Below are 14980 nucleotides of genomic sequence, written 5' to 3'. Positions count from 1 at the left end.
CCAATCAATTTGGACAAAGATAAAAAAAAGCCTCACTAGTTAGTGAAGCTTTTTAAAATTGAATTTATCGTTTATCAACAGTCTTAAAATCTCTTAAAGGAGATCCTGTGTATATTTGTCTTGGTCTTCCAATAGGCTCTTTGTTCTCACGCATTTCTTTCCATTGTGCGATCCAACCCGGTAAACGTCCTATTGCAAACATTACTGTAAACATATCAGTAGGAATTCCTAATGCTCTGTAAATAATTCCAGAATAGAAATCTACATTTGGATATAAGCTTCTAGATTTGAAATATTCATCTTCCAGCGCTAATGCTTCCAATTTTTTTGCAATAGCAAGAATAGGATCGTCAACACCTAAAGTTTCTAAAACTTCATCTGCCGCTTTTTTAATGATTTTAGCACGTGGATCAAAGTTTTTATATACTCTGTGACCAAATCCCATCAAACGGAAAGGATCGTTTTTGTCTTTGGCCTTAGCCATATATTTATCTGTATCCCCACCATTTTTATGGATTTCTTCGAGCATTTCAAGCACTGCTTGATTTGCTCCACCGTGCAGTGGTCCCCAAAGTGCAGAAACACCTGCCGAAATAGATGCAAATAATCCCGCATGAGAGGAACCCACCATTCTTACCGTAGAGGTAGAACAGTTTTGCTCGTGATCACCGTGAAGGATGAACAATTTATCCAATGCATCAATAACAATCGGATTTGCTTTATAAGGCTCCGTTGGTACTTCAAACATTAATCTCATGAAATTCTCAACATATCCTTTAGTATTATCGTAATAATTCAAAGGATAACCCATACTTTTTCTGTACGTCCAAGTTGCTATAACTAGGAACTTACCCATAGTCTTACAAACGGCTTGATACATTTCTTTTTCATTTTCAACATTCACCGACTTAGGGTTAAATGCAGTTAATGCACTAGTTAATGCCGCCAATACACCCATTGGATGTGCTGTTCTTGGAAAACCATCAATGATGTTTTTCATCTCCTCATTAACTAAAGTATGCTTTCTAATATCATCTTCAAATTGTTTCAACTGCTCTACAGTAGGCAACTCTCCAAAGATTAAAAGAAAGGAAACTTCTAGAAAATCAGCTTTGTCAGCCAAGTCTTCAATTGAATATCCTCTATAACGCAATATTCCTAGTTCTCCATCTAAGAAAGTAATTTTACTAGTACAAGAACCTGAATTTTTATACCCTGGATCAAGTGTAATGATCCCAGTTAAATCACGTAATTTGTTAATATCGATCGCTTGTTCGTTTTCAGTTCCCTCTACAACTGGAAGTTCAAACCTCTTGCCATCAATTTCTATTATAGCTGTTTTTGACATAATATTTTGAAAATAAAACTTTATATTTAATAATTTACCAAATCTAAGAATAATAACAGGAAATAAAAAGAGAAATTGACAATGATATTGTTAAAACCAACAAAAAAAAGCCATCCGAATAAATCGAATGGCCTTTGGAATTATAAAAATAAGCCTTATTTTATCTTGAATGCATTTTTACCAGGAAAATAAGCAGTATCTCCAAGTTCTTCTTCGATTCTTAATAGCTGATTGTATTTAGCCATACGATCAGAACGAGATGCAGAACCAGTCTTAATTTGACCGCAATTCAAGGCAACTGCTAAATCAGCAATTGTATTGTCTTCTGTTTCTCCAGAACGGTGAGACATTACAGAAGTATAACCTGCATTTTTAGCCATGTTTACCGCTGCAATTGTTTCAGTTAAAGTACCAATTTGGTTTACTTTAATAAGTATTGAGTTAGCGATTCCTCTTTCGATTCCTGTAGACAAACGCTCTACGTTAGTAACAAACAAATCATCACCTACTAATTGTACTTTATCTCCAATCTTCTCTGTAAGCAATTTCCAACCATCCCAGTCATTTTCATCCATACCATCTTCGATAGAAATAATTGGATACTTAGCCACTAATTCAGCTAAATAATCGACTTGCTCCGCTGAAGATCTTACTTTTCCAGTTTCACCTTCAAATTTAGAGTAATCGTATTTTCCGTTTACATAAAATTCTGCGGCAGCACAGTCTAAAGCAACCATGATCTCATCACCAAAGGTATACCCAGCATTTTCAACTGCTTTTTTGATTGTATCTAAAGCATCTTCCGTTCCTCCAGCTAATGTTGGAGCAAAACCACCTTCGTCACCTACAGCGGTAGAAAGACCTCTATCGTGTAATACCTTTTTTAGGCTATGGAAAATTTCAGTTCCCATTTGCATAGCATGTGTAAAAGATGTTGCTTTTACAGGGAAAATCATGAATTCTTGAAATGCGATAGGCGCATCAGAATGCGAACCTCCATTGATGATATTCATCATAGGAACTGGTAACGTATTAGCCGAAACTCCACCTACATATCTATATAATGGCAAACCTAGTTCGTTAGCAGCTGCTTTTGCAACAGCAAGCGAAACACCCAATATAGCATTTGCACCTAATTTCGATTTATTTGGCGTACCATCTAAATCAATCATCATTTGATCAATTACATTTTGTTCAAAAACTGAAGTTCCTAAAAGCTCTTCTGCAATAAGTGTATTAACATTTTTCACTGCATTCAAAACTCCCTTTCCTAAATAAGCTTTTCCTCCGTCACGTAACTCAACTGCTTCGTGTTCTCCAGTTGAAGCTCCAGATGGAACTGCCGCTCTACCTAAAACACCATGTTCAGTAACTACATCTACTTCTATTGTTGGATTCCCTCTTGAATCGAAAATTTGTCTTGCGTGAATTTTGATAATAATACTCATATTACTTTATTTTAAATTATAAAATACAAATATATCCTATCTTTTGTAATGATAATATGAAAATATTTAATCTTATTAACGAAAACGTTATAATTATGCATAATTAAAAAACTTTTTCACATTTTTAGAAAAATCATCTTAATATTCACCGATTTACCTAAATCAGAACTTCCATTTCTAGCGACATTACTATTTTCGAATAGTATAAATAAAAAAAAGATGCTGACTTTAATTAAAAAGAAAGCATCTGATTTGTGTTCTAAAAAATAAGAAATAGATTCCTATTTTTTAATATTTTCAATAAATTGATCGAATAAATAAGACGAATCGTGAGGTCCTGGACTTGCTTCTGGATGATATTGAACTGAAAAACAATTTTTATCCTTCATTCTCATTCCCGCAACAGTTCCATCATTTAAATGAACGTGCGTGATTTCTAAATCAGCATTTGCTTCTAACTCTTCTTTGTTAACTGCAAAACCGTGATTCTGCGAAGTAATCTCACCTTTACCGGAAATTAAATTCTTAACCGGGTGATTTATCCCTCGGTGACCGTTAAACATTTTATAAGTCGAAATTCCATTTGCTAACCCAATAACCTGATGTCCTAAACAGATTCCAAATAAAGGTTTATTGTTTTCAAGAATCTCTTTTGCTACTTGAATTGCTCCCGCAAGTGGCTCTGGATCTCCAGGTCCATTAGACAAGAAAAAACCATCTGGATTAAAAGAAGCTAAATCATTGTAAGTTGAATCGAAAGGAAAAACTTTAATGTAACAATCTCTTTTGGCAAGGTTGCGAAGTATATTTGTTTTGATCCCTAAATCTAAGGCTGCTATTTTATACGTTGCATTTTCATCGCCGTAAAAATAAGGCTCTTTAGTAGATACCTTAGAAGCTAACTCAAGTCCTTTCATGTCAGGAACATTAGCTAAAGAAGCCTTTAATTCTTCAACAGAAGTTCCATCAGTACAAATAACCGCATTCATAGCGCCATTGTCTCTAATATAACTTACAAGCGCTCTAGTATCTACATCTGAAATACAAATCAGGTTTTGCTTAATGAAGTATTCTTCTAAGCTTTCTGAAGCATCAGCTCTTGAATAGTTAAAACTAAAATTTTTACATACCAAACCAGAAATCTTAATCCCATCTGATTCTACTTCGTTTTCATTCACACCATAATTCCCAATATGAGCATTAGTAGCGACCATTATTTGTCCAAAATAAGAAGGATCTGTAAAGATTTCTTGATAACCAGTCATTCCGGTGTTAAAGCACACTTCTCCAAAAGTAGTTCCGCTAATACCTATTGATTTTCCGTGAAAAATGGTGCCGTCACTTAGTAAAAGTATGGCGCTTTGTCGTGTTGTATATTTCATGTGTAGTTAAATATTGTGCAAATTTAATTTATTAATACAATGGATGCAAACTTTTAAAATTTATTATGAAACAAAATGTGGCGAGACTAACCCTTTTACTTCTACTAGAGTATGAATAATACAGTATTTTAAAACCAAAACATAAACAGCCAATCTCCCAATTTTACTCCTAAAAAAGCAAAAAAAAAGGATAAACTACTAATAGTTTATCCTTATCTTTTATTGAATGGTTATCTTCATAACTATTCAGCAGCTGTTGTAGTTGTGTCAGCATCAGCGGCTGGAGCTTCAGTAGCTTCATCTGCTTTTTTAGCTTTTCCACCACGACGGCTTTTTGCTTTTTTAACTTCTTTCTTACCACCATTGTAAAGTTCGTTGAAATCTACAAGTTCGATCATTGCCATATCAGCATTATCTCCCAAACGATTTCCAACTTTAATGATACGAGTGTATCCACCTGGACGGTCTCCTACTTTAGCAGCTACGTCTCTGAACAAGTCAGTTACCGCATATTTGCTACGTAAGTAAGCGAAACAAATACGACGGTTGTGAGTCGTATCCGTTTTTGATTTTGTTATTAAAGGCTCAACAAATTGTTTAAGCGCTTTCGCTTTAGCCACAGTAGTGTTAATACGTTTGTGCTCAATAAGAGAACAAGCCATATTAGCTAACATAGATTTTCTATGTGCTGTCTGTCTGCTTAAGTGGTTGAATTTTTTTCCGTGTCTCATGACGTGTTTTTTTATACTTTCATCTTGATACTATCCGTTTTGGAGATCAAAATATGAAGTAATTTATTCTTTATCTAGTTTGTATTTCGCTAAATCCATTCCGAAGTTCAAATTTTTAATAGCTACTAGTTCATCTAGTTCTGTTAAAGATTTTTTACCAAAATTACGGAATTTCATTAGGTCATTTTTATTGAACGATACTAAATCTCCAAGTGTATCAACTTCAGCCGCTTTCAAACAATTTAATGCTCTTACAGATAAGTCCATATCAACAAGCTTAGTTTTAAGCAATTGTCTCATATGTAATGATTCCTCATCATACGATTCTGTTTGTGCGATCTCATCAGCCTCGAGTGTAATTCTTTCGTCAGAAAACAACATGAAATGGTGAATTAAAACTTTGGCTGCTTCAGTAAGGGCATCTTTTGGATTGATAGAACCATCAGTTTTTATTTCGAAAACTAATTTTTCATAATCTGTTTTTTGCTCAACACGGAAGTTTTCAATTGAATACTTTACGTTTTTTACCGGAGTAAAAATAGAATCCGTAAAAATGGTTCCAATTGCTGCGTTCTGTTTTTTGTTCTCTTCTGCAGGAACATATCCTCTACCTTTTTCGATTGTTAAATCGAAGTTCAATTTGATTTTTGGATCTAAATTACAGATAACTAGTTCTGGATTCAAAACTTGGAAACCTGAAATAAATTTTTGAAAATCACCAGCTGTTAATTGATCTTTACCTGACACAGAAATAGTAACTGCTTCATTATCTACATCTTCAATTTGACGTTTAAAACGTACTTGTTTAAGATTAAGAATGATTTCGGTAACATCTTCAACAACTCCTGAGATAGTAGAAAACTCATGATCTACACCTTCTATACGAACGGATGTAATTGCATAACCTTCTAATGCTGAAAGCAAAACTCTTCTAAGTGCATTACCAACGGTCAATCCGTATCCCGGTTCTAAAGGTCTAAATTCAAATTTACCTTCAAAATCGGTTGAATCGATCATGATAACTTTATCGGGCTTCTGAAAATTAAATATTGCCATAAATTTCGACTAAGTCAATTATTATTTGTTGTACAACTCTACGATTAATTGTTCTTTAATGTTTTCTGGAATTTGAAGTCTAGCTGGTACAGAAACAAAAGTACCTTCTTTAACATCATTGTTCCAAGTAATCCATTCATAAACATGACTTGAATTAGATAAAGAACGTTCGATAGCCTCTAATGATTTAGATTTTTCACGAACAGCAACTTTGTCACCAGGTTTAAGGTGGTAAGAAGCAATATTTACTACATCACCGTTAACTGTGATATGTCTGTGAGATACAAGTTGTCTAGCGCCTCTTCTAGAAGGAGCAATACCCATTCTAAATACAACGTTATCTAATCTTGCTTCACATAATTGTAAAAGAACTTCACCAGTAACACCTTTAGTAGCTGATGCTTTTTTGAATAAACCTCTGAATTGTTTTTCTAATATTCCGTAAGAATATTTAGCTTTTTGCTTCTCCATTAACTGGATTGCATACTCAGATTTTTTTCCTCTTTTTTTAGCCATCCCGTGTTGTCCAGGTGGGTAACTTCTTCTTTCGAATGCTTTGTCATCTCCGAATATTGCTTCGCCAAATTTACGAGCAATTCTAGTTTTAGGACCAGTATATCTTGCCATTTTAAATTGTTTAAGATTGAGATTATGAATTCAGGTCTGATCCTTCAATAATCGAAATTCAATCTAGGTTATACTATAATTTTGTTTTATAAAAAATACTGATTCGCCGAGGCGAACACAGTATAAATTAAACTCTACGTCTCTTAGGAGGACGACATCCGTTGTGAGGCATTGGGGTAACGTCGATAATCTCAGTCACTTCAATTCCACCGTTATGCAAAGAACGAATCGCAGACTCACGTCCATTTCCTGGTCCTTTAACATAAACTTTCACTTTTTTAAGTCCTGCTTCAATAGCTACTTTACTACAATCTTCTGCTGCCATTTGGGCTGCGTATGGAGTATTCTTTTTAGAACCTCTAAAACCCATTTTACCAGCTGAAGACCAAGAAATAACTTCACCTTTTTTGTTTGTCAAAGAAATGATGATGTTATTGAAGGTAGCAGAAATATGAGCTTCTCCCGTTGATTCAACGATAACTTTACGTTTTTTTGCAGTTGCTTTAGCCATATTACTTATTATTTAGTTGCTTTTTTCTTGTTGGCAACAGTTTTTCTTTTACCTTTTCTTGTTCTAGAATTGTTTTTAGTTCTTTGTCCTCTTAAAGGAAGACCAGTTCTATGACGGATACCTCTATAACAACCAATATCCATTAAACGTTTGATGTTCAAAGAAACCTCAGAACGCAATTCTCCTTCAATTTTGAATTCTGATACTGCTTCACGAATTGCTCCGATCTCATCATCATTCCAGTCTTGAACTTTTTTATCTTGGCTAACTTGAGCTTTTTCTAAAATCTCAATAGCTCTACTGCTTCCTAATCCAAAGATATAGGTAAGTGCTATAACACCTCTCTTATTTTTTGGGATATCTACCCCTGCTATTCTTGCCATAATTATCCTTGTCTTTGTTTAAATCTAGGATTCTTTTTGTTTATAACGTACAATATCCCTTTTCTACGCACAATCTTGCACTCGGGACTTCTCTTTTTTACTGATGCTCTAACTTTCATTGTGAATATCCTTTAATATCTATAAGTAATTCTTGCTTTTGACAAATCGTACGGGCTCATTTCTAGTTTCACTTTATCACCAGGTAATAATTTGATGTAATGCATGCGCATTTTTCCAGATATATGAGCAATTACGATATGTCCATTTTCTAACTCTACACGGAACATAGCATTTGATAATGCTTCAATTATTGATCCGTCTTGTTCTATTGCTGATTGTTTTGCCATAAGATTAAGCTACTGCTTTTCTATTTTTTCCACTCTTCATTAAACCGTCATAATGCTTGTTTAACAAGTATGAATTAATTTGTTGAATTGTATCTATTGCAACACCAACCATAATTATTAATGAGGTACCTCCGAAAAACATTGCCCAAGATTGTTGAACATCCATAAGACTTACAATAATCGCTGGGAACACAGCTATTAAAGCTAGAAATAAAGATCCTGGGAAAGTTATCAATGACATCACTTTATCAAGAAAATCAGAAGTTTCTACACCCGGTCTAATACCTGGAATAAATCCTCCACTTCTCTTCAAATCATCTGACATCTTATTAGTAGGAACTGTAATTGCTGTATAAAAGAATGTAAATACAATTATTAAAGTTGCAAATACAAGATTATACCAAAAACCGAACATGTCACTAAAAGCGCCAACAATTGATTGTGATGCATCTGACTTAGACAACCCAGCTAAAGCAGCAGGAATGAACATGATCGCCTGAGCAAAGATAATAGGCATAACTCCAGAAGCGTTAAGCTTCAAAGGAATCCATTGTCTATTACCACCCATCATATCTTGCTCAAAATCACCTGAAGTCGTACGACGAGCGTACTGAACTGGTATCTTTCTAATTGCCATAGTTAATAAAACACAGGCAACAATAACTAAAAGCCATATAATAATTTCGATAACCAATACCATTGGTCCACCGTTGTTATTTGTAACTCTAGTAGTAAACTCCTGTATAAATGCTTGAGGAAATCTAGCAAGTATACCTACCATGATTAAAAGTGAAATACCATTTCCAATTCCTTTATCAGTTATTTTTTCACCTAACCACATGGCAAATATTGTACCTGTAACTAAGATAATCACTGAAGAAAACAAGAATTCAAAAGAATTAAACCCTAATAAAAATGCACTACTAGGTAAAGTTCTATATAGATTGTAGATGTAAGTTGGTCCTTGCACTAGTGTAATAACAATAGTTAACCAACGTGTTATCTGATTAATCTTTTTTCTACCACTTTCACCATCACTTTGAAGTTTCTGCAAATAAGGAATCGCAATTCCCATAAGCTGCACCACAATAGAAGCCGAAATGTAAGGCATAATTCCTAAAGCAAAAACTGACGCTTTAGAGAATGCACCACCAGTAAACATATCTAGTATAGATCCGATACCACTTTGGGTCTGACCTGCTAAACCATTCAATTGTGTTGCATCGATTCCCGGAAGCGTAACATGTGCTCCAAAACGATAAACTAAAAGCAGACCTAATGTCATTAGGATTCTGTTTCTTAGCTCCTCGATTTTCCAAACATTACTTAATGATTCTATAAATTTCTTCATATAATTTGAAAAATTACATTGTTACAGCTTCTCCACCAGCAGCTTCAATAGCAGCTTTTGCAGTAGCAGTAAATTTGTGAGCAGTTACTTTTAATTTTGCTTTCAATTCTCCTCTTCCTAAAATCTTAACGATTTCATTCTTAGTTGCCAAACGATTTGATACATACACAGTCATATCGACAGTATCTGTAATCACACCATTATCAACTAATAATTGAAGTGTATCAAGATTCACACCTTCGTATTCTTTACGATTGATGTTTGTAAAACCAAACTTAGGCACACGTCTTTGAAGTGGCATTTGCCCTCCTTCAAAACCAATCTTTTTAGAATATCCAGAACGAGATTTTTGTCCGTTGTGTCCTCTTGCCGAAGTACCACCTTTTCCAGAACCTTCTCCTCTACCTAATCTTTTATTTTGACTGTGTGTTGAACCCTCAGCTGGTTGTAAGTTACTTAAATTCATAACAGTATTTGTTATTTAGTTTCCTCTACAGAAACTAAGTGTTTAACTTTGTTTATCATCCCAAGGATTGTAGGGTTTGAATCATGCTCTACAATTTGTCCCATTTTACGCAGACCTAAAGCTTCCAATCCTCTTTTTTGATCAAGTGGACAGTTGATTTTACTTCTAACTTGTTTTACTAATAATTTAGCCATAATTTCCTTGAATTAACCTTTAAAAACTTTTTCTAAAGAAACTCCTCTTTGTTTTGCAACACTATAGGCGCTTCTCATTTGTAACAACGCGTCAAAAGTTGCTTTAACAACGTTGTGAGGATTTGATGATCCTTGAGATTTCGATAATACATCGTGAATCCCAACAGACTCAAGAACTGAACGAACAGCTCCTCCTGCAATAACTCCTGTACCATGAGAGGCAGGAATCAAGAATACACGTGCTCCACCAAATTTTCCTTTTTGTTCGTGTGGCACTGATTTTCCATTCAAAGGAATCTTTACTAAATTTTTCTTAGCATCTTCTACTGCTTTCGCAATTGCTTCAGAAACATCTTTAGATTTCCCTAATCCATGACCTACAACACCATTCTCATCACCTACAACTACAATAGCAGAAAAACCGAAAGCTCTACCACCCTTTGTAACTTTAGTAACACGATTAACACTAACCAAACGATCTTTTAATTCAAGACCACTTGGTTTTACCAACTCTACATTCTTGTATTTATTAGACATAATATATTAGAATTTAAGTCCAGCAGCTCTCGCGCCTTCTGCTAATGATTTAATACGACCGTGATACAAGTAACCTCCTCTATCGAATGTTACTACTTCTATCCCAGCTTTTAACGCTTTCTCTGCTACAAGTTTTCCAACTGCAATAGCAACATCTACATTAGTACCTTTTTCTATTTCTTTTTCTCTTGAAGAAGCAGCCAAAATAGTAACTCCGTTTACGTCATCAATAAGTTGAGCATAAATTTCTTTGTTACTTCTAAATACAGATAGTCTTGGATTTGTAGCAGTACCACTAATCGTCTTTCTAATTCTGAATCTAATTCTCTGTCTTCTTTCAGGTTTTGATAATGACATAATCTTATTTTTTAAGCTGATTTACCTGCTTTTCTTCTTAATACTTCACCCACAAATTTAACACCTTTTCCTTTGTACGGCTCAGGCTTACGGAAAGCTCTAATTTTTGCCGCAACTTGACCTAAAAGTTGTTTGTCAAACGATGTAAGTTTAACAATTGGGTTTTTACCTTTTTCAGATATAGTCTCTAAAGTTACTTCAGGAGCAACTTGCAAAACGATATTGTGAGAGTATCCAAGAGCTAAATCTAATTTTTGTCCTTGATTAGAAGCTCTGTAACCTACTCCTACCAATTCTAATGATTTTGTAAAACCTTCAGTCACACCGATAATCATGTTATTGATTAAAGATCTGTACAAACCGTGTTTTGCTCTTTCGTCTTTGTGATCAGACAATCTGTCCACTTGAACTTGACCGTCTTCAACTGTTACAGTTACGTCCGAAAACTCCTGTGTAAGTTGACCATTTTTTCCCTTTACTGTAATAATACCGTCTTTAACTTCTACAGTTACACCAGCAGGGATTACAATTGGACTTTTACCTATTCTTGACATCTTATAGTCTATTTATTAGTATACGTAACAAATTACTTCACCACCAACATTTAATTGTTTCGCTTTCTTTCCAGTCATAAGACCTTTAGATGTAGAAACAATCGCAATACCTAATCCGTTAAGGATTCTTGGTATAGTAGAAGAACTTGAATATTTACGTAAACCTGGTTTACTAATTCTTTGGATATCTTTAATTACTGACTCTTTAGTATCTTTATCATACTTCAAAGCAATTTTGATTGAACCCTGAACAGCGTTGTCTTCAAATTTGTAACTTAAGATATAACCTTGATCAAATAAGATCTTAGTTATTTCTTTTTTTAGATTAGATGCAGGAATTTCGACAACTTTGTGGTTTGCAGCCACAGCGTTTCTAACCCTTGTTAAATAATCTGCAATAGGATCTGTATACATATGTATAAATTTGCGGTTATGGTTTTCGTCAGACCATCTGAAGAACCTTTAACCAATTAAAATTATTATTTTACCAACTGGCTTTTTTAACCCCTGGTATCAATCCGTTATTTGCCATTTCACGAAAAGTAACACGTGAAACACCAAATTGACGCATGTAACCTCTAGGTCTACCTGTTATTTTACATCTATTGTGCAAACGAACAGGTGAAGCGTTTTTAGGTAATTTTTGCAAACCTACGAAATCTCCAGCTTCTAACAAAGCTTTTCTTTTCTCAGCATACTTAGCTACCGTTTTTTCTCTCTTCACCTCACGGGCTTTCATTGATTCTTTAGCCATATCTTAATTCTTTTTAAAAGGTAATCCTAATTCAGTCAATAATGACTTTGCTTCCTTATCTGTTTTTGCAGTAGTTACAAAAGAGATATCCATACCTGATATTTTGTTTACTTTATCAATGTCAATTTCTGGGAAAATGATTTGCTCTAAAACCCCAAGGTTATAGTTTCCTCTTCCGTCAAAACCTGTAGCTTTAATACCACTGAAATCTCTAACACGTGGTAAAGAAGATGTGATAAGTCTATCTAAAAACTCATACATTCTTTCTCCACGTAAAGTAACTTTAGCACCAATCGGCATTCCTTTTCTCAATTTGAAAGATGCAACATCTTTCTTTGAAATTGTAGATATTGCTTTTTGTCCAGTTATCTTTGTCAATTCATCAACCGCATAGTCAATTAATTTTTTATCAGATACTGCTGCTCCAACTCCACGGCTCAAAACGATTTTTTCCAATTTTGGAACTTGCATTACGTTTGTGTATCCGTACTCCTCTTTAAGAGCAGATATTACTCTGTTCTTGTATTCCTCTTTTAGTCTAGGTATATACGCCATTACTATAGTACTTGATTAGATTTTTTTGAAAATCTTACTTTCTTATCTCCTTCAACTCTAACTCCAGTTCTAGTTGCTTCCTTTGTTTTAGGATCAATTAGAGAGATGTTAGAAATTTGAATAGAAGCTTCTTTTTTTACAATACCACCTTGAGGGCTTTTTGCACTTGGTTTCGTGTGTTTTGAAACCATGTTTACACCTTCAACGATCGCTTTGTTTTTCTCACGGTCAACTCGCAATACTTTACCTTCAGCACCTTTATGGTCTCCAGTAATTACTCTTACAATGTCGCCTGTTTTTATTTTTAGCTTTATCATCTTATAACGAATTAAAGCACTTCTGGTGCTAATGATACAATTTTCATGAATTGTTTTTCACGAAGTTCTCTTGCTACCGGTCCAAAAACACGAGTTCCTCTCATTTCCCCTGCAGCGTTCAAAAGAACACATGCATTGTCATCGAAACGGATATAAGAACCATCAGCTCTTCTCACTTCTTTTCTGGTACGTATAACAACTGCAGTTGAAACAGCTCCCTTTTTAACGCTTCCGTTAGGAGTTGTATCTTTGATAGAAACTACAATCTTGTCACCAACTGAAGCATACCTTCTTTTGGTACCTCCTAAAACACGGATAGTTAAAACTTCTTTAGCTCCAGTGTTATCTGCTACTTTTAATCTTGATTCTTGTTGTACCATAATTATTTAGCTCTTTCTAAGATTTCAACTAACCTCCAACATTTTGTCTTACTTAAAGGACGCGTTTCGCTAATCCTTACCGTATCTCCAATGTTACAGTCGTTCATTTCGTCGTGTGCATGATACTTTTTAGTTTTCAACACGAACTTACCGTATAATGGGTGTTTTACTTTACGCACTTCGGCAACAACAATAGACTTGTCCATTTTGTCCGAAGTTACAACACCAACTCTCTCTTTTCTTAAATTTCTTTTTTCTTCCATCTTTCGGCAGATTACAATGATTGCAACTCTCTTTTTGTAAGCTCTGTAGCTATTCTCGCAATTACTCTTCTTACACTTCTAATTTGAAGTGGGTTCTCAATTGGTGATATAGCATGAGCCATTTTTAGGTCAGCATATGTTTTCTTAGTCAAACTAAGCTTCTCTTGCAACTCCGCTGCAGAAAGATCTTTTATTTCTGATTGTTTCATAATATAATATAGATTATGCTTCGAAATCTCTAGCAACAACGAATTTAGTTTTTACTGGAAGCTTTTGAGCCGCAAGACGTAACGCCTCTTTTGCAACTGACAAAGGAACTCCTCCAACTTCAAACATAATTCTTCCGGGTTTAACAACGGCAGCCCAATACTCAACTGCACCTTTACCTTTACCCATACGTACCTCAAGAGGCTTCTTAGTAATTGGTTTGTCTGGAAATATTTTGATCCATAATTGTCCCTCTCTTTTCATGAAACGAGTTGCAGCGATACGCGCAGCTTCAATTTGACGAGAAGTTAGAAACATTCCATCTTCATGTACAGATTTAATACCAAACATCCCATTAGAAAGTTCATGTCCTCTTCCAGAGTTCCCTTTCATTTTACCTTTTTGTACCTTACGGTATTTTGTTCTTTTAGGCTGTAACATTTTTCTTTAATTTAAAAATTACTTTCTTTTACGAGCGTCTGGTTTTCCACCTTTATTAAAGTTAGATTTACCACGAGGAGCATCTCCACCTTTTCCGCCAGATTGTTTTTTGTCCATTCCAGCAAGCGGAGAAAGATCTCTCTTTCCGTAAACTTCACCTTTCATGATCCACACTTTGATACCCATTCTACCATAAGTAGTATGCGCTTCAGCTAATGCATAATCAATATCGGCTCTGAAAGTTGATAAAGGAACTCTTCCTTCTTTGAAACCTTCTGAACGTGCCATCTCAGCACCATTCAAACGACCAGAAATCAAAACTTTGATACCTTCAGCGTTCATACGCATAGAAGCAGCAATAGCCATTTTGATTGCACGTCTGTAAGAAATACGGCTTTCGATTTGACGACAGATGCTTGTAGCAACTAGATACGCGTCAAGCTCCGGTCTTTTGATTTCAAAGATGTTGATTTGAACCTCTTTGTCAGTAATTTTCTTAAGTTCTTCTTTCAGCTTGTCTACCTCTTGCCCACCTTTTCCGATAATGATACCAGGTCTAGCTGTAGTGATAGTAACGGTTACAAGCTTCAAAGTTCTCTCGATGATTACTTTTGATACACTAGCTTTTGATAAACGAGCATGGATATACTTTCTGATTTTGTGATCTTCGGCAAGTTTATCACCATAATCATTTCCACCATACCAGTTTGAGTCCCATCCTCTGATGATACCAAGTCTATTTCCAATTGGATTTGTCTTTTGTCCCATCTT

The 14980-nt window shown here is 34.9% G+C and carries 25 protein-coding genes; all 25 read right to left on the bottom strand.

The genetic code is table 11. From position 1 onward, the window contains the following. Positions 1-64: 64 nt before the first annotated feature. The gene (locus E0F98_RS07710) at positions 65-1348 is read right to left on the bottom strand and encodes a citrate synthase (protein WP_132110143.1); all 1284 of its coding nucleotides are present in this window, start codon (positions 1346-1348) and stop codon (positions 65-67) included. Between the two features lie 155 nt (positions 1349-1503). After that, entirely contained in the window at positions 1504-2796 is a 1293-nt protein-coding gene (gene eno / locus E0F98_RS07705; protein ID WP_132110141.1) for a phosphopyruvate hydratase, read from the bottom strand. A gap of 281 nt (positions 2797-3077) precedes the next feature. Next, the gene (gene carA / locus E0F98_RS07700; protein WP_132110139.1) at positions 3078-4178 is read right to left on the bottom strand and encodes a glutamine-hydrolyzing carbamoyl-phosphate synthase small subunit; all 1101 of its coding nucleotides are present in this window, start codon (positions 4176-4178) and stop codon (positions 3078-3080) included. Between the two features lie 242 nt (positions 4179-4420). After that, positions 4421-4909 (bottom strand): 50S ribosomal protein L17, encoded by a 489-nt coding sequence (rplQ, locus tag E0F98_RS07695; RefSeq protein ID WP_132110137.1) that lies wholly within the window; start codon positions 4907-4909, stop codon positions 4421-4423. A 63-nt stretch (positions 4910-4972) separates the two neighbouring features. Next, a complete protein-coding gene (locus E0F98_RS07690; protein WP_132110135.1) occupies positions 4973-5965 on the bottom strand; it encodes a DNA-directed RNA polymerase subunit alpha in 993 nt (330 codons plus the stop codon). Between the two features lie 21 nt (positions 5966-5986). Beyond that, positions 5987-6592, bottom strand: a complete 606-nt coding sequence (gene rpsD / locus E0F98_RS07685) for a 30S ribosomal protein S4 (protein ID WP_066334062.1) — start codon at positions 6590-6592, stop codon at positions 5987-5989. Positions 6593-6719: 127 nt separating this feature from the next. Further along, positions 6720-7103, bottom strand: coding sequence for a 30S ribosomal protein S11 (gene rpsK, locus E0F98_RS07680; protein WP_007136543.1), 384 nt, complete (start codon positions 7101-7103; stop codon positions 6720-6722). Positions 7104-7111: 8 nt separating this feature from the next. Beyond that, positions 7112-7486 (bottom strand): 30S ribosomal protein S13, encoded by a 375-nt coding sequence (gene rpsM / locus E0F98_RS07675; protein ID WP_101137088.1) that lies wholly within the window; start codon positions 7484-7486, stop codon positions 7112-7114. Between the two features lie 2 nt (positions 7487-7488). Continuing rightward, positions 7489-7605, bottom strand: a complete 117-nt coding sequence (gene ykgO / locus E0F98_RS07670; protein WP_074724333.1) for a type B 50S ribosomal protein L36 — start codon at positions 7603-7605, stop codon at positions 7489-7491. 12 nt (positions 7606-7617) lie between these two features. Further along, positions 7618-7833, bottom strand: a complete 216-nt coding sequence (infA, locus tag E0F98_RS07665; RefSeq protein ID WP_007136545.1) for a translation initiation factor IF-1 — start codon at positions 7831-7833, stop codon at positions 7618-7620. A gap of 4 nt (positions 7834-7837) precedes the next feature. After that, positions 7838-9184: a preprotein translocase subunit SecY gene (gene secY, locus E0F98_RS07660; RefSeq protein ID WP_132110133.1), complete on the bottom strand. Its 1347-nt coding sequence runs from the start codon at positions 9182-9184 to the stop codon at positions 7838-7840. 13 nt (positions 9185-9197) lie between these two features. After that, complete coding sequence (rplO, locus tag E0F98_RS07655; RefSeq protein ID WP_016989313.1) at positions 9198-9650, bottom strand: 50S ribosomal protein L15; 453 nt, start codon at positions 9648-9650, stop codon at positions 9198-9200. 11 nt (positions 9651-9661) lie between these two features. After that, on the bottom strand, positions 9662-9844 hold the full coding sequence (gene rpmD / locus E0F98_RS07650) for a 50S ribosomal protein L30 (RefSeq protein ID WP_132110131.1): 183 nt from the start codon (positions 9842-9844) through the stop codon (positions 9662-9664). Between the two features lie 12 nt (positions 9845-9856). Next, positions 9857-10381, bottom strand: coding sequence for a 30S ribosomal protein S5 (rpsE, locus tag E0F98_RS07645; protein ID WP_074724336.1), 525 nt, complete (start codon positions 10379-10381; stop codon positions 9857-9859). Positions 10382-10387: 6 nt separating this feature from the next. Beyond that, positions 10388-10738 carry a 50S ribosomal protein L18 gene (gene rplR, locus E0F98_RS07640; protein WP_132110129.1) on the bottom strand — a complete coding sequence of 117 codons (351 nt, stop codon included), beginning with the start codon at positions 10736-10738 and terminating at the stop codon, positions 10388-10390. 11 nt (positions 10739-10749) lie between these two features. Beyond that, the gene (gene rplF, locus E0F98_RS07635; protein ID WP_132110127.1) at positions 10750-11292 is read right to left on the bottom strand and encodes a 50S ribosomal protein L6; all 543 of its coding nucleotides are present in this window, start codon (positions 11290-11292) and stop codon (positions 10750-10752) included. Positions 11293-11307: 15 nt separating this feature from the next. After that, a complete protein-coding gene (gene rpsH, locus E0F98_RS07630; RefSeq protein ID WP_066081018.1) occupies positions 11308-11706 on the bottom strand; it encodes a 30S ribosomal protein S8 in 399 nt (132 codons plus the stop codon). 70 nt (positions 11707-11776) lie between these two features. Next, the gene (gene rpsN, locus E0F98_RS07625; RefSeq protein ID WP_074724338.1) at positions 11777-12046 is read right to left on the bottom strand and encodes a 30S ribosomal protein S14; all 270 of its coding nucleotides are present in this window, start codon (positions 12044-12046) and stop codon (positions 11777-11779) included. A gap of 3 nt (positions 12047-12049) precedes the next feature. Further along, a complete protein-coding gene (gene rplE, locus E0F98_RS07620; protein WP_132110125.1) occupies positions 12050-12601 on the bottom strand; it encodes a 50S ribosomal protein L5 in 552 nt (183 codons plus the stop codon). Positions 12602-12603: 2 nt separating this feature from the next. Continuing rightward, complete coding sequence (gene rplX, locus E0F98_RS07615; RefSeq protein WP_132110123.1) at positions 12604-12918, bottom strand: 50S ribosomal protein L24; 315 nt, start codon at positions 12916-12918, stop codon at positions 12604-12606. Between the two features lie 11 nt (positions 12919-12929). After that, positions 12930-13298, bottom strand: coding sequence for a 50S ribosomal protein L14 (gene rplN, locus E0F98_RS07610; RefSeq protein ID WP_132110121.1), 369 nt, complete (start codon positions 13296-13298; stop codon positions 12930-12932). 2 nt (positions 13299-13300) lie between these two features. Next, positions 13301-13561 carry a 30S ribosomal protein S17 gene (rpsQ, locus tag E0F98_RS07605; protein WP_066081027.1) on the bottom strand — a complete coding sequence of 87 codons (261 nt, stop codon included), beginning with the start codon at positions 13559-13561 and terminating at the stop codon, positions 13301-13303. A gap of 11 nt (positions 13562-13572) precedes the next feature. Then, positions 13573-13770 (bottom strand): 50S ribosomal protein L29, encoded by a 198-nt coding sequence (rpmC, locus tag E0F98_RS07600; RefSeq protein ID WP_132110119.1) that lies wholly within the window; start codon positions 13768-13770, stop codon positions 13573-13575. A 13-nt stretch (positions 13771-13783) separates the two neighbouring features. Beyond that, positions 13784-14209 (bottom strand): 50S ribosomal protein L16, encoded by a 426-nt coding sequence (gene rplP, locus E0F98_RS07595; protein ID WP_016989325.1) that lies wholly within the window; start codon positions 14207-14209, stop codon positions 13784-13786. An 18-nt stretch (positions 14210-14227) separates the two neighbouring features. After that, on the bottom strand, positions 14228-14977 hold the full coding sequence (gene rpsC, locus E0F98_RS07590) for a 30S ribosomal protein S3 (RefSeq protein WP_132110117.1): 750 nt from the start codon (positions 14975-14977) through the stop codon (positions 14228-14230). Positions 14978-14980 lie beyond the last annotated feature (3 nt).

This window comes from Flavobacterium hiemivividum (genome assembly GCF_004349145.1).
In the GTDB taxonomy this organism is placed as follows: Bacteria; Bacteroidota; Bacteroidia; order Flavobacteriales; family Flavobacteriaceae; genus Flavobacterium; species Flavobacterium hiemivividum.
Note: the sequence above shows the minus strand (reverse complement) of the source record. Positions and strands in the feature narration are given on the sequence as shown.